Annotated in this window: 17 protein-coding genes; 2 read left to right on the top strand and 15 right to left on the bottom strand. The window is 73.0% G+C overall.

Annotated elements, in window-relative coordinates:
* Positions 1-15: 15 nt before the first annotated feature.
* The 5 genes from FHX73_RS16170 to FHX73_RS16150 form a co-directional block, all read right to left on the bottom strand.
* Positions 16-1,638 carry an AMP-binding protein gene (locus tag FHX73_RS16170; protein ID WP_145905679.1) on the bottom strand — a complete coding sequence of 541 codons (1,623 nt, stop codon included), beginning with the start codon at positions 1,636-1,638 and terminating at the stop codon, positions 16-18.
* Between the two features lie 29 nt (positions 1,639-1,667).
* The gene (locus tag FHX73_RS16165; RefSeq protein WP_145905678.1) at positions 1,668-2,486 is read right to left on the bottom strand and encodes a thioesterase family protein; all 819 of its coding nucleotides are present in this window, start codon (positions 2,484-2,486) and stop codon (positions 1,668-1,670) included.
* A 30-nt stretch (positions 2,487-2,516) separates the two neighbouring features.
* Positions 2,517-3,458: a ferritin-like domain-containing protein gene (locus FHX73_RS16160; RefSeq protein ID WP_145905677.1), complete on the bottom strand. Its 942-nt coding sequence runs from the start codon at positions 3,456-3,458 to the stop codon at positions 2,517-2,519.
* Positions 3,455-3,745: a hypothetical protein gene (locus FHX73_RS16155; protein WP_145905676.1), complete on the bottom strand. Its 291-nt coding sequence runs from the start codon at positions 3,743-3,745 to the stop codon at positions 3,455-3,457. The genes FHX73_RS16160 and FHX73_RS16155 overlap by 4 nt, the downstream gene beginning before the upstream one ends.
* A 242-nt stretch (positions 3,746-3,987) precedes the next feature.
* Positions 3,988-5,415 (bottom strand): MFS transporter, encoded by a 1,428-nt coding sequence (locus FHX73_RS16150; protein WP_145905675.1) that lies wholly within the window; start codon positions 5,413-5,415, stop codon positions 3,988-3,990.
* 392 nt (positions 5,416-5,807) lie between these two features.
* On the opposite strand from FHX73_RS16150, the gene FHX73_RS16145 reads away from it, so the two are divergent.
* Together FHX73_RS16145 and FHX73_RS16140 are read left to right on the top strand one after the other, a co-directional pair.
* The gene (locus FHX73_RS16145) at positions 5,808-6,623 is read left to right on the top strand and encodes a PP2C family protein-serine/threonine phosphatase (RefSeq protein ID WP_145905674.1); all 816 of its coding nucleotides are present in this window, start codon (positions 5,808-5,810) and stop codon (positions 6,621-6,623) included.
* 58 nt (positions 6,624-6,681) lie between these two features.
* The gene (locus tag FHX73_RS16140; RefSeq protein ID WP_246213556.1) at positions 6,682-7,689 is read left to right on the top strand and encodes an MASE1 domain-containing protein; all 1,008 of its coding nucleotides are present in this window, start codon (positions 6,682-6,684) and stop codon (positions 7,687-7,689) included.
* A 7-nt stretch (positions 7,690-7,696) separates the two neighbouring features.
* Here FHX73_RS16140 and FHX73_RS16135 read toward each other — a convergent pair whose 3' ends face one another.
* The 10 genes from FHX73_RS16135 to FHX73_RS16090 form a co-directional block, all read right to left on the bottom strand.
* A complete protein-coding gene (locus FHX73_RS16135; RefSeq protein WP_145908321.1) occupies positions 7,697-9,175 on the bottom strand; it encodes a CehA/McbA family metallohydrolase in 1,479 nt (492 codons plus the stop codon).
* A 218-nt stretch (positions 9,176-9,393) separates the two neighbouring features.
* Entirely contained in the window at positions 9,394-9,687 is a 294-nt protein-coding gene (locus FHX73_RS16130) for a YciI family protein (protein ID WP_145905673.1), read from the bottom strand.
* A gap of 18 nt (positions 9,688-9,705) precedes the next feature.
* Positions 9,706-10,566, bottom strand: a complete 861-nt coding sequence (gene htpX, locus FHX73_RS16125) for a zinc metalloprotease HtpX (protein ID WP_145905672.1) — start codon at positions 10,564-10,566, stop codon at positions 9,706-9,708.
* A 123-nt stretch (positions 10,567-10,689) separates the two neighbouring features.
* On the bottom strand, positions 10,690-12,189 hold the full coding sequence (locus FHX73_RS16120) for an NADH-quinone oxidoreductase subunit N (RefSeq protein ID WP_145905671.1): 1,500 nt from the start codon (positions 12,187-12,189) through the stop codon (positions 10,690-10,692).
* 36 nt (positions 12,190-12,225) lie between these two features.
* Entirely contained in the window at positions 12,226-13,785 is a 1,560-nt protein-coding gene (locus tag FHX73_RS16115; protein WP_145905670.1) for a complex I subunit 4 family protein, read from the bottom strand.
* A 49-nt stretch (positions 13,786-13,834) separates the two neighbouring features.
* Positions 13,835-15,859 (bottom strand): NADH-quinone oxidoreductase subunit 5 family protein, encoded by a 2,025-nt coding sequence (locus FHX73_RS16110; RefSeq protein WP_145905669.1) that lies wholly within the window; start codon positions 15,857-15,859, stop codon positions 13,835-13,837.
* A complete protein-coding gene (nuoK, locus tag FHX73_RS16105; RefSeq protein ID WP_145905668.1) occupies positions 15,856-16,233 on the bottom strand; it encodes an NADH-quinone oxidoreductase subunit NuoK in 378 nt (125 codons plus the stop codon). Before nuoK ends, FHX73_RS16110 begins: the two co-directional genes overlap by 4 nt.
* Positions 16,234-16,239: 6 nt before the next feature.
* Positions 16,240-16,881 carry an NADH-quinone oxidoreductase subunit J family protein gene (locus FHX73_RS16100; RefSeq protein ID WP_425461387.1) on the bottom strand — a complete coding sequence of 214 codons (642 nt, stop codon included), beginning with the start codon at positions 16,879-16,881 and terminating at the stop codon, positions 16,240-16,242.
* On the bottom strand, positions 16,878-17,360 hold the full coding sequence (locus FHX73_RS16095) for a 4Fe-4S binding protein (RefSeq protein ID WP_145908318.1): 483 nt from the start codon (positions 17,358-17,360) through the stop codon (positions 16,878-16,880). The genes FHX73_RS16100 and FHX73_RS16095 overlap by 4 nt, the downstream gene beginning before the upstream one ends.
* 50 nt (positions 17,361-17,410) lie before the next feature.
* Positions 17,411-18,364 (bottom strand): complex I subunit 1/NuoH family protein, encoded by a 954-nt coding sequence (locus FHX73_RS16090; RefSeq protein WP_145908317.1) that lies wholly within the window; start codon positions 18,362-18,364, stop codon positions 17,411-17,413.
* Between the last annotated feature and the right edge of the window lies 1 nt (position 18,365).

Here is an 18,365-nt window from a genome sequence, read left to right as displayed (position 1 = left end):
CCAATCAGGGGGTGGTCATTCGCCGGCTGCCGACACCTGCACGTCCGGTTCCTGATCGAACGTCAGGCCCTTGAGCCGGCCCGCTTCGTACGCCGCCACGATGGCCCGCCGCTGCAGCTTTCCGCTACTGGTGCGCTGCAGCTGGTTGGGGCGCAGGTAGTGCACGTCCCCGGGGTGCACGGTGACGCCGACGGTCTGCGCCAGGTGCTCGACGATCCGCGCCCGGCTGCCGGGGATGTCGTCCCGGGCCTCCCGGTCCACCTCGGCCAGCACGATGATCCGACCGCCGGTCTGCGCCGCCATCGAGCGGCCCTCGCGGACGAACGGCAGCCGCTCGACGGCCTGTTCGAAGTCGGCGGCGAACAGGCTCTGGCCGTTCACCTTGATCCGGTCGCTGATCCGGCCGGTGATGAAGAGCTCGCCGCCGTTGACGAAGCCGATGTCGCCGGTGGCGTAGTAGCCGTCCGGGCCGGTCAGCGGCTCCGTGCGGTCCAGGTAACCGTCCGTCAGGCTGCCGTCGGCCAGCTCGATCTCGCCCAGCTCGTCCTCGCCGCAGAGCCGGCCCTCGTCGTCGCGCAGCCGGACCCGGAACTCCGGCATCGGCGGGCCGACCGAGACGGCCGACAGGCCGTTCGGGCCGGTCACCTCGCGGATGCCGGCGCCGACCGCGCGGGTGGAGACCAGCAGCACCACCTCGGCCATGCCGTAGCAGGGCATGAAGACGCCCGGGTCGAGGCCGGTGGGGCGCATCAGTTCGATGAACTCGCGCAGGTTGGGCAGGTTGATCGGCTCGCTGCCGAGGTAGATCGAGCGGATCCCGCTGAGGTCCAGGCCGGCCAGCTCGTCCGGCTCCATGTCCTGCATCATCCGCAGCGAGTAGTCGATCGCGAAGTTGGGGATCACCGTGCCGATCGCCCGCTCCCGCGCCATGTGCTCCCACCAGCCGCGGGCGTCGAACAGGAAGCTGACCGGCTCGGCCAGCATCAGGTCGCAGCCCACCGCGAAGCACGACAGCATCCCGCCGACCAGGCCCATGTCGTGGTAGAGCGGCAGCCAGCTGCTGACCCGCTCGTGCGCCGACCGGCCGTCGGTGCGGGTGATCATGTCCAGGTTGGCCCGGAGCCGGTCCTGCCGGACCGGGATGCCCTTGGGGAACGAGGTCGAGCCGGAGGAGAACTGCACGAAGGCCAGCTCCTCGCCGTCCGGCACCCGCAGCACCGCGCCGGGCACCCGGGCGCCGGCCGGCGGCAGCGGCAGGCCGGGCACCGGCGGCTCGGTGGTGGCCAGGCTCGGGGTGAGCAGCACCCGGGCCGCGCCGAAGTCGCGGGCCACCTTGTCCAGGAACTCCTGGTAGGACTCGCGCTGGGTGCTCATGATCATCGGCTTGACCGAGAGCGGCACCGCGCCGATCTCCATCAGCGCCAGGAAGGCGATCACCACCTGGCTGGAGGTCTCGAACGGGAAGACCACCCGGGTGCCGGCGGTGACGCCCTCGCCGCGGAAGAACTCGGCGGCGCCGGCCACCAGTTCCGGGAAGTCCCGGTAGGCGAGGAACTCCGGCTGCTCGCCGAACTTCTCGTACAGGTAGAGCCCCCGCTGCTGCGGCGACTGCTGGTTGCGCTGGATGAGTTCGAGCACCGCGCGCCCCTCCGATCGTTGGGTTCAGGTCAGCTGGGGCGCGAGGCCTCGACGAATTCCTGCAGGGTGGTCAGCGAGCGCTTCCCGGCGTCCAGGAAGGCGACCGTGACCAGCGCCTCCACCGCCGGTCCGGCGCGGCCGGGCAGGAACACCCGCTGCCGGAACCGGGCCCGGTAGTTCACCCCGTCCTCCTCGAACTCCTCCGCGTCCGGGGACACCAGCGCGGTGGCCACCTCGACGGTGCCGCGCGGGATCTCGGCCCGGTAGTCGATCTCGGTCCGGGCGACCACCGCGATGGTCTCGCCGTTCGGGACCAGGCCCTGCTCCTCCAGCCAGTGCCATCGGCCGCTCTCCAGGTACTCCAGAGCAACCGAGTTGTTCACGTGCCCCAGGACGTCCAGGTCGTTGGGGCGCACCGGCAGGGTGAGCCGGGTCTCGCCGAAAAACATGTCGGTTCCCCCGATGGATGGCGCCGGGCGGGCCGCCTGCGCCGGCGTCACCAGGACGACGGCCGAGGCGAACCCGCCGCTGTGCGAGATCGATACGTGCACGGCCAGGCCCCGGCGGGCGAGCAGCTCCGCCAGGGCGCCGTGGGTGCGGAAGGCCGGCGCGCCGTGCCGGTCGTGGACCAGTTCGGCATCCGTCCAGAACCAGGTCCGGTCCGTCCGGGGCAGCGCCTTGAAGAGGGCCTCCTTGGCCGCGAAGGCGCCGGCCAGGCTCTGCGACGGCTGCTGCGCCGAGTCGATCCGGCGCAGCTCCGCCGCGGTGAAGAAGACGTCCGGGGCACGCAGTCCGCTCACCCCGGCGACCTCGGCGACCTGCTGGAGGTCGTGGCCCAGGCCGGTCACGCGTCCGTGCCCCTCACGAGTCGAGGCCGATCACGAGTCGAGGAGGTCCATCCACATGTCCTCGACCTCGTCCCGGCTCTTCACCTCGATGCCGGTGATCTTCTTGAGCGCGCTGCAGACCAGCTGCTCCTTCTTGTCCATCATGCCGACCTGGAACCCGGTCTCCCCGGTCTCCAGGTGGTCCCACCAGTTGACGTGGGTGCCGCGGTCCTCGCGCAGGTCGCGGTTGCTGCCGCCCAGCTCGCCGTCCTCGCGCAGGAACAGGTGGGCGACGGCGAAGGCGTCCTTCGCGTGGTACTCGCCGCTGTCGATCAGCGCCTTGGCGAAGGCGATGAAGTAGTTGCGGTGCTGGATCTCGTCGGCCGCGACCTGCTTGAAGATCTTCTTCAGGCCCTCGTCCTGGATCACGTGCTGGCACTCGCCGTAGTTGACGGCCGCGGTGATCTCGGAGATCGCCAGCAGCATCAGGGTGCGCAGCATGTCGTCGTCGGGGAAGACCTGGCGGAACTCGATGAAGGTCTCGTCCGAGATCGGCTCCATCCCGGTGACCTGGGCCAGTCGGATGAAGACCGTCTCGTGGTGGGCCTCCTCCTCGTTCCAGTACCGGCTCCAGGTGCCGCAGGCCTGCATCACGGAGGCCAGCGCCGGGTTCTTCTCCTGCCAGCGGCTGCACTCGGCCTCGGCCTGGCGCTCCAGCCGGTCGGCGCCCGGCTTGGTGGTCAGCTCGGCCCGGCCGGCGTTCCACACCAGCACCCGGTCCAGCTCGGTGAGGCTGTCCAGGTCGACGGCGGCGAGCATCTCCACGACGCTCCAGCGGCGCGACTCGTGCAGCCGCTGCTGCTCCCAGGTCACGTCCACCAGGGACATCTGACGCTCGGTCAGCGCGTCCCAGAGGTCGGTGAGGATGGCCGGCTGGCCCTCGCCCTGCAGGGCGGCGCCGCGGGCCGGACGCTCGGTCTCGGCGATTGTCATGCCGCCGCCTCCTGCTTCTCGAATTCGTCCAGGAATGCCTTCAGCACGACCGAGACCGGCGTGTCCAGCGGGAGGGCGGGCAGCCGCACCCGCACGCCGTACTCCTTGCGGACGGCATTCGCGGTACGCGCGAACGACTCCATCAAGTCGATGCTGTTGGTCATTTGCGGACTGCGACTGATCACCGTCGCCATAGTCACGTCTTCGACGAAAACTTGCTCATCAGACAGTCCCGCGAACTCGACGAACTTCAGCCGAATGAAGGACTCCACCCCAGGCGTCACCATGGCTGGAATCGTACAGGTATACTCACGCCCCGCCAAGTGTCTTCTGTCACAGGCATCTTGATGGTCCGTCGGAGTCCGTGCGAGTTCACGGCGAATTAACGCTAATACCGGATCGCCGGGCCGCGCGATGTGCTACCGAGCATGGCAGAACATCTCGGAAATACAAGTGCCGGTGATTTTCCGGAGAACGGAAGCCGCAGTGTCGGCGGGCTTTCGGAAAATCGGACGGAGGTGTCCGGAATTCAGCCCGCGACACCCGCGCGGCGCCGCCCCGGCAGCGTCGCCGACACCAGCACCGCGACCGCCAGCGCGAAGCAGATGGCCATCACCCAGGTGTTCCGGGCGCCGTGCAGCAGGTCCCGGCCGGCGGAGCTGACGATCGACACCGCGAGCGCCGTGCCCAGCACCGCCCCGAGTTGGCGGAAGGCCGCGTTGGCGGCGCTCGCGGTGGCCAGCCGGGCCGGCTCCACCCCCGCCATCGCCACGTTGCCGAGCACCGGCCAGACCAGGCCGGCCCCGACGCCCATCACCGCCGCGCCGGGCAGCCAGTGGGTCACGAAATCCGGGTGCTGCCCGGCGCCCCAGGAGAGCAGCAGGGTGCCGGCGCAGTAGACCAGGCAGCCGATCGCCACCGTGATCCGGTCACCGAGCAGCTCGGCGAGTCTGATCGCCGGGCGGGCCACCAGCGCGGTGGCGATCGGCGGCGGGGTGGTGGCCAGGCCCGCCGAGAGCAGCGTCCAGTGCCAGTCGTTGTTGAGGAAGAGGATGTTGTTGAGGATCACCGCGTAGAAGGTGACCGCGAACAGCATCGAGCCCAGGTTGCCCGCCAGCGCGCTGCGCGAGCGCAGCAGGTCCAGCGCCACCACCGGCGCCGGGTGCCGCGAGCTGAGCACCAGCACCACCGCGACCAGCACCGCGCCGCCGATCAGGCAGCCGATCGTCCGGGCGCTGCTCCAGTCCCAGTCGTGCCCCTTGACCAGGCCGAGCGCCAGCAGGCCGAGGCCGACGGCCAGCAGCACCGTGCCGAGCAGGTCCGGGCGCGGGCCGCTGCGGTCGCGCTGCTCGCCGAGCCGCCGGCTCGCCCAGACCGCGACCGCGCCGATCGGCAGGTTCACCCAGAACACCGCGCGCCAGCTCCAGTGCTCGGTGAGCAGGCCGCCCAGGCCCGGGCCGATACCGGCCGCCAGCGCCGCCGCCGCGCCCCAGATGGTGATCGCGACCAGCCGCCGGGCCATCGAGAACATCGGCATCAGCAGCGCCAGCGAGGTGGGCACCAGGATGGCCGCGCCGATCGCCTGCACCAGCCGGGCCGCGATCAGCAGCTCGACCGAGCCGGCCGCGCCGCAGGCCGCCGAGGCGACGGTGAAGACCACGAGGCCGACCACGAAGGAGCGCCGGCAGCCGAGCCGGTCGGCGGCCCGCCCGGCCGGCATCAGCAGGGCGGCGATCACCACGTTGTAGCCGTTCAGCACCCAGGACAGGGTCGGCAGGTCGGAGCCCTTGAACTGGCGCTCGATCCCGGGGAAGGCGACGTTGACGATGGTGCTGTCCAGGAAGGCCATGAACGCCCCCAGGCAGCACAGCAGGATCAGCGCGGTGGCCGGCCGGGCGGTTGCCCCCAGCCCGGGCGGGTCGCGGCGCTCGGCGTCGGCGACCGGAGTGTCGGCCATCCGGGCTTCCCTTCACTCAGTGAGTGCGCCTTGGCTCGGCGGCCGTCGGACTCGCCGAGGTGGAACCGGTGCCGGAGATTCGACGCCCCCACCGGGTGGAACCGGCGAACCCCGAGGAAGCCCACCCCGGCGACAGTTTCCTTGCCCGTGCCCCGAGTTGGTGTCCCAGTGGCCGTGATCGCTCCCCCGAGCGCGGCAACCCGCCCCACAATGGCCGTTGTTACCGGTGAGTGTCAATGGCCCCAGAGCTCCATTGACCATGGCGCAGGGTTGTTGCAGGATTGCACGGAGTACACACCACTGGGGGGCGGACCGGGCCGTCCGCGCCGTCACCCGTGCAGCGGACATAGGCTGGCTCTGTCACACCGCCTGCCCGCCGTCCGGAGGGCCTCATGACCCGCCGCCGCCCCGCCAGCCACCCGAGCGCAGACGAACTGCTGACCGAACTCGGCCGGCTCACCGCGCAGGCGCTGGAACAGGCCGAGCTGCAGCAGGCCCGGGTGGAGCTGGCCGAGGCCCTGCAGCGCGAACTCCTCCCCTCCGCACTCCCGCAGCTGCCCGGCCTGCGCGCGGCGGCCCGGTACGCGCCCGCCCGGCACGGCCTGAGCATCGGCGGCGACTGGTACGACGGCTTCACCCTGCCGGACGGCTCGCTGGCCTTCTCGCTCGGCGACGTGCAGGGGCACGACGTGGAGGCGGCGGCCTTCATGGGCCAGGTCCGGGTCGGCCTGCGCGCGGTCGCCGGGGTGAGCGCCGACCCCGGCGAGGCCCTGAGCCGGGCCAACGACCTGCTGATATCGCTGGACAGCCGGCTCTTCGCCACCTGCAGCTTCCTGCGCTACGACCCGGCCACCCGGGAGCTCGCGCACGCCCGGGCCGGCCACGTGCCGCCGGTCTGGGCCACCGCCGACGGGTGCTGGGGGCACTGCGCGGACGACGGCGGGCTGCCGCTCGGCGTGCTGCCCGGCGAGCAGTACCCGGTGACCCGCCGCACGCTCTCCGGCTCCGGGGCGTTCGTGCTGGTCACCGACGGGGTGATCGAGGGCCCCGCGTTCCCGATCGAGGCCGGGCTGGAGCAGGTGGCCAAGGTGGTGCGGGAGCGGGTCACCGCGGATCCGGGCGAGCTGGCCGCCGAGGTGCTGCGGGTCGCCGACCTGACCGGGCACACCGACGACGCGGCCGTCCTGGTGCTGCGGCACGACGAGTGATCGACCGGTACTGCGTGTCTCACCCGGCTCGGCGGCCCGGACGTAGTCTGATGACTGGGTGCCGCCCAACGCCCTGACCCAGCTCCGCGACCCCCGCCGCCTGGCCGTCGGCGGGCTGCGCCTGCTGGTGATCGTCGCGGCCTACTTCGGCTCCGGCCGGCTCGGACTGCTGGAGCAGCTGGTGATCGGCGGCGCCAAGGTGACCCCGCTCTGGCCGCCCACCGGGGTCGCGCTGACCAGCCTGCTGCTCTTCGGGATCGGGGTCTGGCCGGCCGTGGCGGTCGGCGCCTTCCTGGTGATCGTCTCGCTCGGGCCGCTGCACCCGGCCTCGTTCGGGATCGTCGCGGGCAACACCCTGGCACCGGTCGCGGCCTACCTGATACTGCGTCGGGTGGGCTTCCGGATCGAGCTGGACCGGCTGCGGGACGGGCTGGCGCTGGTCTTCCTGGGCGCGCTGGCCGGGATGCTGATCAGCTCCACGATCGGCTCGGTGACCCTGGCGCTGAACGGCACGCTGCCGCGCAGCGGGTTCTGGTCCAGCTGGTCGACCTGGTGGGCCGGCGACGCGATGGGCGTGCTGGTGGTCACCCCGCTGCTGCTGGCGCTGCGGATGCTGCGGCTGCCCGAGGAGCCGGGGCTGTTCGACTGGGTGGAGCCGCTCCTGCTGCTGGTCGGCACGGCGGCCGTCACGCTGGTGGCCACGCACAGCACGCTGAGCCTGCTGTTCCTGGTCTTCCCGCTGCTGATCTGGGCCGCGCTGCGGTTCCAGCTGCTCGGCGCGGCGCCCTGCGTGTTCGTGGTCTCGGTGCTGGCCGTCGTCGGCGCCACCCGTGACGCGGGGCCGTTCGCCCGGCACGGCGTGGTGGCCGACATGGTGATGCTCCAGGCGCTGAACGGCTGCGCGGCGCTGACCGGGCTGCTGCTGGCCGCGCTGATCACCGAGCAGCGCAACACCTACCTGCGGATCGAGCAGGCCTGCGTGCAGCTGGCCGAGGTGGTGGCGCGGCTGGCGCCGGGCGAGCCGGCCGGGCGGTGGCCGCCGCCGGAGGACGACGACCACCGCTGACGCCGCGTCAGCCCTGGCCGAGCAGGATCGGGTTGGTGAGCGCGGCCATCGGCCCCCAGGGCAGGACGGGGCCCATGGTGTTGCCCTGGCCGGGGGTGCCGTCGGCGAGCGGGTGGCGGACCTCCGCCCGCACGTAGGCCGCCAGCGAGGCGGTGGTGCGCCAGACCACGGTGCCGGCGCCGCCCGCGGGCAGCGACTCCTGGTGCAGCTGCCCCTCGTCGGTGATGAACCGCACCGTCCCGTGCGGCACCCCGGAGACGGTCAGGCTGACGTCCACCGGCGCGTCGGCCGGCACCGCCAGCCGGTCCCCGATGCCCACCTGCCGCCCCTGCGCGGTGGCGGTGAACTCCAGCTGCACGCCCGCCGACTCGGCCACCCAGCTGCGCCCCGCCTTCAGCCCGGCCAGCACCTGATCACGGGTCAGGTCCTCGGCCAGCACCACGTTGTGCGGCAGGCCGATCACCTGGGGCACGCTGTGCGCGTCGCTGTTGCCCATGGCCGGCAGCCAGGGCCGGCCGGCCCGCAGGTCCTCGGCCAGCCGGGAGTCCCAGGTGTCCACCGCCGACTCGTCGTCGTAGGTCCACGGCCCGTTCCACACCTCGACCAGGTCGGCGCCCTGGTAGCCGAACTTCCACTGGCAGGCCACGTACGGGCAGTAGGGGTGGGCCGGCACCACCAGACCGCCGGAGCGGTGCACCTGGCGGGCGAAGCCGGGGTAGGCGTGGTCCCGGGAGCGGTAGCGCCAGTCCACCCACTCGCCCGGGTGCAGGCCGAGCGCCAGCCAGTGGCCGTTGCGGGTGGTGACCTCCTCGCCGGTGATGATCAGGAGATCAGGGCCGGCCAGTGGGCCCCAGATGCCGTGCGAGGCGGGGGTGTTGTGGTCGGTGGAGACCATGAAGTCCAGTCCGGCGGCCCGGGCGCCGGCCGCCACCTCGGTGGGCAGCCGGTGGCCGTCCGAGTAGACGGTGTGCAGGTGGCAGTCGCCGCGGTACCAGGCCCGGCCGCGGCCGGCGGCGCGCAGCGGCGGGTACTGCGGGGTGAAGGCGGGCAGGTCGTCGCCGAAGGTCAGGGTGACCTGCACCTGGTAGTCCAGGCCCTGCGGCGCCACCTGGTACGGGCCGAGCACCACGTGCCAGGTGCCCGGGCGGACCGGGCCCGGCAGGTAGCCGGGGGTGGCCTGGTCGGTGCTGATCGCGAACTCGGTGCGGAAGCCGCCGGACCAGCCGCGGAAGCCCTGGCCGCCCAGGTCGGTGCCGCGCTCGTCGAAGATCCCGATGTCGCAGGAGTTTCCCGGGGTGCCGGCCGGCACGCCCGGCCGGTCGTAGCTGTAGGAGACGGCGATCTGCCGGACCCCGCGCGGCACCTCGACCGGCAGGTAGACGAAGTCGGCGGCGCCGGTGTCGAGGTGGCCGGTGACGGTCTGCGTGGTGGTGCCGCCGCTCGGCGTGCCGGCCGCGGCGGCGAAGCTGAGCGGCGCCAGGCTCAGCGCGGTGGCGGCGCCGGCCAGCAGGCCGCCCCGCAGCAGGGTCCGCCGGTCCGGCTGTCCGTGCTCCTGATCAGGGTGTTGGCAGGTCTCGTTGCCGCACACGGCGGTCCCTCCGTCGCTACTGACGATGAACTGTCAGTACGCTCCCTTCCCCGGTCGGTGAACCCGGGGCGTGGCGCGGGCGGACGGGACCGCACCATGGCGTGAGGGTTTCGGGCTCAGCCCTGTTCGATCAGCTCCGCCAGCCCGGCGGCCGCCTTGGTCGGGGTGAACTCGACCACCTCGTAGGTGGCGGCGCCCGCCCGGTGGAACGGGTCGCCGGCCAGCACCTCGTCCAGCGCCGCCCGGTCGGCCGCGCGGGCCAGCAGCACGCCGCCGGTGCGGGGCACCCGGCGGCCGGAGGCCAGCACCGTGCCCGCCGCGTAGTGCCGCTCCAGCCACTCGACGTGCTCGGCCAGCAGCTCGTCGATGGTCTCGATCGGCGCGGTGTAGGTGAGGGTGACGACGAACACGGGTTCCTCCTGGCGGGGTCAGCGCCGCCCGGCCAGCCGCTCCAGCCGGGCGATCCGCTCCCCCATCGGCGGGTGGGTGGAGAACAGCCGGGAGCCGGCCTCTCCGGGGCGGAACGGGCTGGCGATCATCATATGACTGGCCGTCTGAATGCCCGGCTCGGGCGGCAGCGGCAGCCGCTGGGTGCCCGCCGCCAGCTTGCCCAGCGCGCTGGCCAGCGCCAACGGGTCCCCGGTGATCCGCGCGCCGTCGGCGTCCGCCTGGTACTCACGGGAGCGGCTGACGGCCAGTTGGATCAGCGTGGCGGCGAGCGGACCCAGGATCATGATGGCGAGCACGCCGAAGAGCCCGGGCCCGTTGTCGTCCTCGTCGCGGCCGAACGGGATCAACCAGGCGAAGTTCACCAGGAACATGATCACCGAGGCCAGCGCTCCGGCCACCGACGAGATCAGGATGTCGCGGTTGTAGACGTGGCTGAGTTCGTGGCCGATCACCCCGCGCAGCTCCCGCTCGTCCAGCATCCGCAGGATGCCGTCGGTGCAGCAGACCGCCGCGTTGCGCGGGTTGCGACCGGTGGCGAAGGCGTTCGGGGCCGGGGTGGGCGAGATGTACAGCCGGGGCATCGGCTGGCGGGCCGAGGTGGAGAGCTCCCGGACGATCCGGTACAGCCCCGGCGCCTCGATCTCGCTGACCGGCCGGGCCCGCATCGCCCGCAGCGCCATCTTGTCGCTGTTCCAGTAGGCGTAACCGTTGGTGGCCAGCGCGACGGCCAGTCCGATCAGCAACCCGGTGCGCCCGAAGAAACCGCCGATCACGATGATCAGCGCCGAGAGCAGGCCGATCAGGACGGCGGTCCTCAGCCCGTTGTGCTGGCGGTGCACGGCAGCCCCTCCAAGTGGTGCGGTGGCGGGAGGCCCTTCGGTTCTCATCCCTCGGTCACTCCGACAACGGAGGGGATCGGGGCCCGGGTTCCCTGCCCGCCGCGCCGGGCCGGCCGCCGCAGCTCAGAAGAGCGAGCCGGAGACCACCTGGAGCACCAGCTGCGGGGCCACCGACAGCACCACGGCACCGGCCGCGGCCAGCCCCAGGGTCGCCGTCAGCGCGGCCGGCGCGCGCTCCGGCCGGGCGTCCTCGGCGGGCCGGAAGAGCAGCGCCGTCCAGCGCAGGTAGTAGGAGAGCGCGATCACCACGTTGACCGCCATGACCACCGCGAGCCAGCCCAGGCCGGCGTCCACCGCCGCCCGGAAGACCACCACCTTGCCGAACAGGCCGACCACGCCCGGCGGCAGCCCCGCCAGGCAGAGCAGGAAGAAGGCCAGCGCCAGCGCCGCCCCGCGGTTGCGGGCGAACAGGCCGCGGTAGTCGTCCAGCCGGTTCGCCGACCGGCTGCGGCCGACCAGCGCGGCCACCCCGAAGGCGCCCAGGTTCACCAGGCCGTAGATCAGCGCGTACGCCACCGTCGCGCCCAGCGGGTGCGGGCTGCCCGCGTAGCCGGCCGCCGCCAGCGGCACCAGCAGGTAGCCCGCCTGCGCCACCGACGACCAGGCCAGCAGCCGCACCGCGCCCTGCGCCGAGTCGGCGCGCTGGCGCAGCGCGGCGGTGTTCCCGGCCGTCATGGTGACCGCGGCCAGCACCGCCAGCAGCAGGCCCCAGGTGTGGCCGTACGGCCGCAGCCCCAGGCTGGTGACCAGCGCCAGACCGGCGAAGCCGGACGCCTTGCCGACCACCGACAGGTAGCCGGCCACCGGCACCGGCGCACCCGCGTAGGTGTCCGGCACCCAGAAGTGGAACGGCACCGCGGCCACCTTGAAGGCGAAACCGACCAGCGCCAGCATCGCGCCCGCCTCGGCCAGCGGCTTCAACTGGCCGGGCAGCCCGACCAGCCCGCGCGCGACCGCCTCCAGCTGCAGGCTGCCGGTGGCCGCGTAGAGGAAGGAGATGCCGAGCAGCATCACCGCGGTGGCCACCACCGAGGAGAGGAAGAACTTCAGCGCCGCCTCGCCGCCGCGCCCGTCCCGCTTCAGCGCGACCAGCGCGAAGGAGGGCAGCGAGACCACCTCCAGCGCCACCACCAGGGTCGCCAGGTCGCGGGCGGCCGGCAGCAGGGCGGCCCCGGCCGCGCTGCTGAGCAGCAGGAACCAGTACTCGCCGGCCGGCAACTCCTCGTCCCGGACGGTCGCGATCGAGAGCAGCGCGGCGATCAGCGCGCCGCCGAGCGCCAGCAGCTGGAAGGCCAGCGCGAAGTGGTCGGCGGTGTAGGAGCAGCCGCTGTCCGGCAGGCAGAAGGTGGACCTGGTCCGCCCGGTCAGCGGCAGCAGCGCGAGCAGCGCGCCCGCCAGGCCGAGCACGCCGAGCGGGCCCAGCAGCCGCTTGCGCGACTCGGGCAGCAGCAGGTCGGCGAGCAGCACCAGCAGCGCGGTGCCGGCGGCGATCAGCGGCGGGGCGATCGCCGCCCAGTCCACCGACTGGATCAGCGAGCCCGCGTGCGGCACGGCGAGGTTCATCAGGTGAGGACCAATCAACTGGGGCGTCGTCATCGGTCAGCCCACCGCCAGCAGGTGCTTGACCACCGGGTCGGAGAGGGTGAGCAGCAGGGCCGGCCAGAGCCCGGCGACCAGGGTGAGCGCGGCCAGCGGGGTCCAGCTGACCGCCTCGTAGGCGCGCAGTTCGACGGGCCGGGCGACGGCGGGCTGCTCGGGGTCGCCCATGCAGACCCGGCACACCACCACCAGCAGGTAGGCCGCGGTCAGCAGGGTGCCGAGGCCGGCCAGCACCATGTAGGTGACGAAGGCCGGGCGGGACAGGCCCGCGCCGGGCTGGAAGGCGCCGAACATCGCCAGCAGCTCGCCCCAGAAGCCGGCCAGGCCCGGCAGGCCGAGGCTGGCCACGGCGGCGAAGGCCAGCAGCGCACCCAGCCGCGGCGCGCGGCCGTAGAGCGCGGCGCCGGTCTCGCCCGCGAGGGTGTCGAGGTCGGCCGTCCCGTAACGGTCCTTCAGCGAGCCGACCAGGAAGAAGAGCAGACCGGTGATCAGGCCGTGGGCGACGTTGGCGAAGAGCGCGCCGTTCACCCCCACCGGGGTCAGCGAGGCGATGCCCAGCAGCACGAAGCCCATGTGGCCGACCGAGGAGAAGGCGATCAGGCGCTTGAGGTCGCCGCCGCGCCCCTGCCGGGCCAGCGCCAGGCAGGCCAGCGAGCCGTAGACGATGCCGACGGCCGCCAGCGCGCCCAGGTAGGGGGCGAAGGTCGCGGTGCCGTCCGGCACGATCGGCAGCAGCACCCGGACGAGGCCGTAGGTGCCCATCTTCAGCAGCACGCCGGCCAGCAGCACCGAGCCGACGGTGGGCGCCGAGGTGTGGGCGTCCGGCAGCCAGCTGTGCAGCGGCCAGCCGGGCGCCTTGACGAGCAGGCCGAGGCCGATCGCCAGCGCGGCGAGCACCTGGGTGGAGTGGCTCAGGCCGTGGCCGTGCGCGGCGGCCAGCGCCGTCATGTCGAAGGTGCCGGCCTTCAGCCCGACCAGCAGGAACCCGAGCAGCATGACCGCCGAGCCGAGCAGGGTGTAGAGGATGAACCGGTTGGCCGAGGCCTCCTTGGCGCCGCTGCCCCAGCGGGCGATCAGGAAGTACATCGGGATCAGCACGACCTCGAAGGCCACGAAGAAGAGCAGCAGGTCCAGCACCAGGAAGGTGGCCAGCATGCCGACTTCCAGCAGCAGGAAGAGCCCGGTGAAGGCGAGCGCCGACGGGGTGCCCTCGCCGGTCGGCCGGCGCCGGGTCGAGTAGACGGCGCACAGGAAGGTGAGCAGCGCGGTCAGCACCACCAGCGGCAGCGAGACGCCGTCCACCCCGAGGTGGAACCGGACGCCGATCGCCGGGATCCACCGCACGTCGGTGACGGCCTGCATCCGGCCCGGGTGGGCGTGGTCGAAGCCGGCCGCCAGGGCGATCGCCAGCACCAGCACCAGGCCGGTGACCACGGCGTTGAAGGCCAGCGCCCGGCGCTCCCGGGTCTCGTGGTCCGGGCCGAACAGGCCGGCCGGGGCGAGCGTGGCGGCGGCGCCCAGCAGCGGCAGCAGCAGGAGCGCGATGAGGAGCGCGGTCATCGGGGACTCCAGGAGTAGAGGGTCACGCCCACTTCGAGGGTCAGGGGAGTCATGTACCGACCGCCACGAAGACCGCGATCAGCACCACGCCGGCGAGCAGCGCGCTCAGGTAGGTCTGGGCGTTGCCGGTCTGGCTGCGGCGCACGGCCCAGCCGAGCAGCCGGGCCGTCGCGCCGGAGCCCTCGACGTAGGTCTCGACCACCTCGCGGTCGAGGAACCTCACCAGCTCGGCGGCGCCCACCACGGGGCGGACGAAGAGCCGGTGGTAGAGCCGGTCCAGGTGGAAGCCGTGCCGGGCCGGGCCGAACAGCGGGCCGAGCAGCACCCGGCCGGGGTCGGCGACCGGCGGCACGGGCTGCGGCTGAGCCGCCGTCAGGCTCTCGGCGGCGGGGGCCACGCCCTGCTCGGGCACCCTCTCGCTGCGCGCCACGGCGGTGCGCCAGGCGGCCCAGCAGATCAGCACACCGGCGACGGCCAGGCCGGTGCCGACCGCGGCGGTGGCCAGGGACGGCCGCAGCGAGCCGCCGTCCAGCAGCTTCGGCAGCCACTCGGGCCGCAGCCCGGCCACGCCGAAGCCGATCGCCGGAATCGCCAGCACCCAGAGCGGCCAGCGCATCGCGGCCGGCTCGGCCTGCCCCGGGGCGACCTCGTCGGGTTCCGGCGAGTAGGGCGCGCCGGCCTCCGGACCGAGCGCCCCGGGCGCCACGGTGCGGGACGGGAAGGCGAGCAGCCACAGCCGGGTCGCGTAGGCGGCGGTGAGCAGCGCGGTCAGGCCGGCCGCGATCAGCACGATCCAGCCGGCCGCCTGCGGCACCGCGCCGGCCGGGCCGAGGCCGTTGGTCAGCGCCTCGCCGTTCGCGGCCTTCTCGGCGGCGGTGAAGACCGCCTCCTTGCTGAAGAAGCCGCTGAACGGCGGCAGGCCGACCAGGGCGACCAGGCCGATGCCGAGGGTCCAGCGGGCGTCCGGCACCCGGTCGCGCAGCCCGGGCAGCCGGGACATCGCGGAGAGCGAGTTGGTGTGCGCCGCGTGGATCAGCACGCCGGCGGCCAGGAACAGCAGCGCCTTGAAGGCGCCGTGGCTGACCAGGTGGAAGACCGCCGCCTCGCGGTCGCCGCAGGCCAGCGCGCCGGCCATGTAGCCGAGCTGACCGACCGTGGAGTAGGCGAGCACCCGCTTGACGTCGTCCTGGGCCAGCGCGCACAGCGCCGAGCCCACCATGGTGACGGCGGCCATGACGGCCAGCACCACCAGCGCGGCGCCGGAGAGCAGGAAGACCGGCAGCAGCCGGGCCACCAGGTAGATGCCGGCCGCCACCATGGTGGCGGCGTGGATCAGCGCGGAGACCGGGGTCGGGCCGGCCATCGCGTCGGGCAGCCAGGTGTGCAGCGGGAACTGCGCGCTCTTGCCGGCCACCCCGGCGAGCAGCAGCAGCGCGATCAGCGTCGGGTGGTGCAGCTGGCCGTGCGCGGCGGCGGCCAGCACGCCGGAGATCCGGAAGGTGTGCGCGTCACCGGCCAGCAGGAAGATGCCGAACAGGAACGGCACGTCGCCCAGCTTGGTGACCAGGAAGGCCTTGAGCGAGGCGGACCGGGCGTCCGCCGTCTCCCAGTGGTGGCCGATCAGGAAGTACGAGCACAGGCCCATCACCTCCCAGCCGGTCAGCAGCACGATCAGGTCGCCCGAGTAGACCACCAGGAACATCGCGGCGGTGAAGAGCGAGACCAGGGCCGCGTAGGAGGGGTAGCGCGGGTCGGCCTTCAGGTAGGCGGTCGAGTAGACCTGCACGCAGGTGGCGACCAGGCCGACCAGCACCGTCAGCAGCGAGGTGTAGCCGTCCAGGTGGAGCGCCAGCGAGACGTCCGGGCCGCCGGTGGGGGTGAGCCGGGTGGCCGCGTCCAGGGTCCGGCCGGTGCCCAGCTGCACGGCGGTGACCAGTGCCAGCACGGCGGCGGCCAGCACCGGCAGCACGGCCAGCGGGCGGGTCCAGCCGGGGGCCCGGCGGCCGGTGGCGAAGGTCGCGGCAGCACCGAGCGCGGGCAGCGCCGGGACCAGCGCGGGGAGGGCGGTGTTCACGAGACGGGCTGCCCCTTCGACGCGTCGTCAGTCGGCACCGGACCGGCCTGGGCCGGGACCTCGGCGGCGCGGTCGCCGAGCCCGGTCAGCCGGTCCACGTCGGCCGAGCCGCGGGTGCGGTAGACCAGCAGCACGATGGCCAGGCCGAGGCCGATCTCGGCGGCGGCCACCGTGATGGTGAAGAGGGTGAGCGCCTGGCCGGCGTGCAGCGCGTCGCGCAGCCAGGCGTCGAAGGCGATCAGGTTCAGGTTGACGGCGTTGAGCATCAGCTCGACCGACATCAGCACCAGCACCAGGTTGCGGCGGGCGAGCACGCCGTAGACGCCGATCGCGAAGAGCAGCGCGGCGAGGACGGCGGGGTAGGCGAGGTGCATCGGTGCTCAGCGCTCCTGCCGGGTCGGGGCCTTGGGCGCGCGCAGCTTGCCGGCCCGCGGCTTGGCGGCGCCCTTGCCGGTGCGGGAGATCACGATGGCGCCGACCAGCGCGGCCAGCAGCAGCACCGAGAGCGCCTCGAACGGCAGCACCCAGTAGCGGAACAGGCCGGCGCCGACCGCGGCGGTGGAGCCGCCGCCGGCGTCCAGGTCGATCCAGGAGGTGCGGAAGGCGTCCACCACCAGGGTCACCAGGGTGCCGGCGGTGGCCAGCGCCACGCCGAGGGCGACCCAGCGGTTGCCCGAGTCGGCGTCCGGCGAGCGGCCGATCGGCGCCCTGGTGAGCATCAGTCCGAAGAGCACCAGCACGACCACCGAGCCGAGGTAGATCAGCACCTGCACCCAGGCCACGAACTCGGCGGTGAGCAGCAGGAACTCGACGGCCAGCCCGCCGAGCGCGACCACCAGCCAGAGCGCGGCGTGCACCAGCTGACGGGTGGTCACGGTGAGCAGGCCGGCGCCCAGCACGACGAGCCCGACCAGCACGAAGACGACCTCCACCCCGGTCGGGGAGAGGAAGCCGTGCGGGGCGGGAGCCAACGAACCATTGGCCAGCGAGCCGGAGGCGGCCAGCAGCTGACGGGCGGTCACGAGGCATCACCGGCCGCGGCGGCCGCCTTCTGCGCCGCCTTCTGGGCGGCGGCGATCTCCTTGGGCTCCTCGGCCGCGGGGTCCAGGGCCGGCGGGGCCGGCACCGTCCACATCCACTCGCGCAGCTTGTCCCGCTCGTGGGTCAGCTCGCGGATGTCGGTCTCGGCGTACTCGAACTCGGGCGACCAGAAGAGCGCGTCGAACGGACAGACCTCGATGCAGATCCCGCAGTACATGCAGAGCGAGAAGTCGATGGCGAACCGGTCCAGCACGTTGCGGGTGCGGGCCCGGGCGTTCGGGTCGGCGGCCGGCAGGGTCTCCTTGTGCGAGTCGATGTAGATGCACCAGTCCGGGCACTCCCGGGCGCAGAGCATGCACACCGTGCAGTTCTCCTCCAGCAGCCCGATCACCCCGCGGCTGCGCGGGGGCAGCAGCGGCTGGGTGTCCGGGTACTGCGCGGTGACCGTCTTCCTGGTCATGGTCCGCAGGGTGACGGCGAGGCCCTTGGCCAGGCCGGAGCCGGGGAGGTTCACTGGATCGCCACCTTGATGATGCCGGTCAGGGCGAGCTGGAGCAGGGCCAGCGGGATCAGCACGGTCCAGGCGAACTTCATCAGCTGGTCCTCGCGCAGCCGCGGGAAGGTGACCCGGGCCCAGATCACCACGAAGGCCAGCGCGAAGGTCTTCAGCAGCATCCACAGCCAACCCAGGCTGTCCGGCAGCGGGCCGTGCCAGCCGCCCAGGAAGAGCACCGCGGTCAGCGCGCAGAGCACCAGGATGCCGCCGTACTCGGCGAGCAGGAAGAACGCGAACCGGATGCCGGTGTACTCGGTGTAGGCGCCGAAGATGATCTCGGAGTCGGCCACCGGCATGTCGAACGGCGGGCGCTGCAGCTCGGCCAGGCCGGCGGTGAAGAAGACGAACGCGCCGATCGCCTGCCACGGCAGCCACCACCAGTGGAAGGCGCCCAGGATGCCGGTCAGCGAGGCGGTGCCGGCGGCCATCGCCACCGAGGCGGCGGCGAGCAGCATCGGCAGCTCGTAGGACATCAGCTGGGCGGCCGTGCGCAGGCCGCCGAGCAGCGAGAACTTGTTCGCCGAGGCCCAGCCGGCCATCAGCGAGCCGAGCACCCCGATGCCCATCACGGCGAGCACGAAGAAGATGCCCGCGTCCACCGCCTGGCCGACGAAGCCGTGCGGGCCGACCGGGATCGCCAGCAGCGCCACCAGGTAGGGCAGCAGGGCGACGGCCGGGGCGAGCTGGAAGACCCGGCGGTCGGCGCCGGCCGGGACCACGTCCTCCTTCTGCGCGAACTTGACGCCGTCGGCGACCAGCTGGGCCCAGCCGTGGAAGCCGCCCGCGTACATCGGGCCGAGCCGGCCCTGCATGTGGGCCATCACCTTGTGCTCGGTCTGGCCGATCACCAGCGGCAGCACCAGGAAGGCGACCAGCACGGCGACGCAGCGCAGCAGCGTGTCGAGCAGG

Origin of the sequence: Kitasatospora viridis (assembly GCF_007829815.1) — a bacterium.
Lineage (GTDB): Bacteria > Actinomycetota > Actinomycetes > Streptomycetales > Streptomycetaceae > Kitasatospora > Kitasatospora viridis.
Note: the sequence above shows the minus strand (reverse complement) of the source record. Positions and strands in the feature narration are given on the sequence as shown.

Excerpts from the sequence above, each read along its gene's own strand:
- FHX73_RS16160 (WP_145905677.1), bottom strand. The coding sequence starts at position 3,458 with ATGACAATCGCCGAGACCGAGCGTCCGGCCCGCGGCGCCGCCCTGCAG.
- FHX73_RS16155 (WP_145905676.1), bottom strand. The coding sequence starts at position 3,745 with ATGGTGACGCCTGGGGTGGAGTCCTTCATTCGGCTGAAGTTCGTCGAG.
- FHX73_RS16150 (WP_145905675.1), bottom strand. The coding sequence starts at position 5,415 with ATGGCCGACACTCCGGTCGCCGACGCCGAGCGCCGCGACCCGCCCGGG.
- FHX73_RS16145 (WP_145905674.1), top strand. The coding sequence starts at position 5,808 with ATGACCCGCCGCCGCCCCGCCAGCCACCCGAGCGCAGACGAACTGCTG.
- FHX73_RS16120 (WP_145905671.1), bottom strand. The coding sequence starts at position 12,189 with ATGAACCTCGCCGTGCCGCACGCGGGCTCGCTGATCCAGTCGGTGGAC.
- FHX73_RS16115 (WP_145905670.1), bottom strand. The coding sequence starts at position 13,785 with ATGACCGCGCTCCTCATCGCGCTCCTGCTGCTGCCGCTGCTGGGCGCC.
- nuoK (WP_145905668.1), bottom strand. The coding sequence starts at position 16,233 with ATGCACCTCGCCTACCCCGCCGTCCTCGCCGCGCTGCTCTTCGCGATC.
- FHX73_RS16095 (WP_145908318.1), bottom strand. The coding sequence starts at position 17,360 with ATGACCAGGAAGACGGTCACCGCGCAGTACCCGGACACCCAGCCGCTG.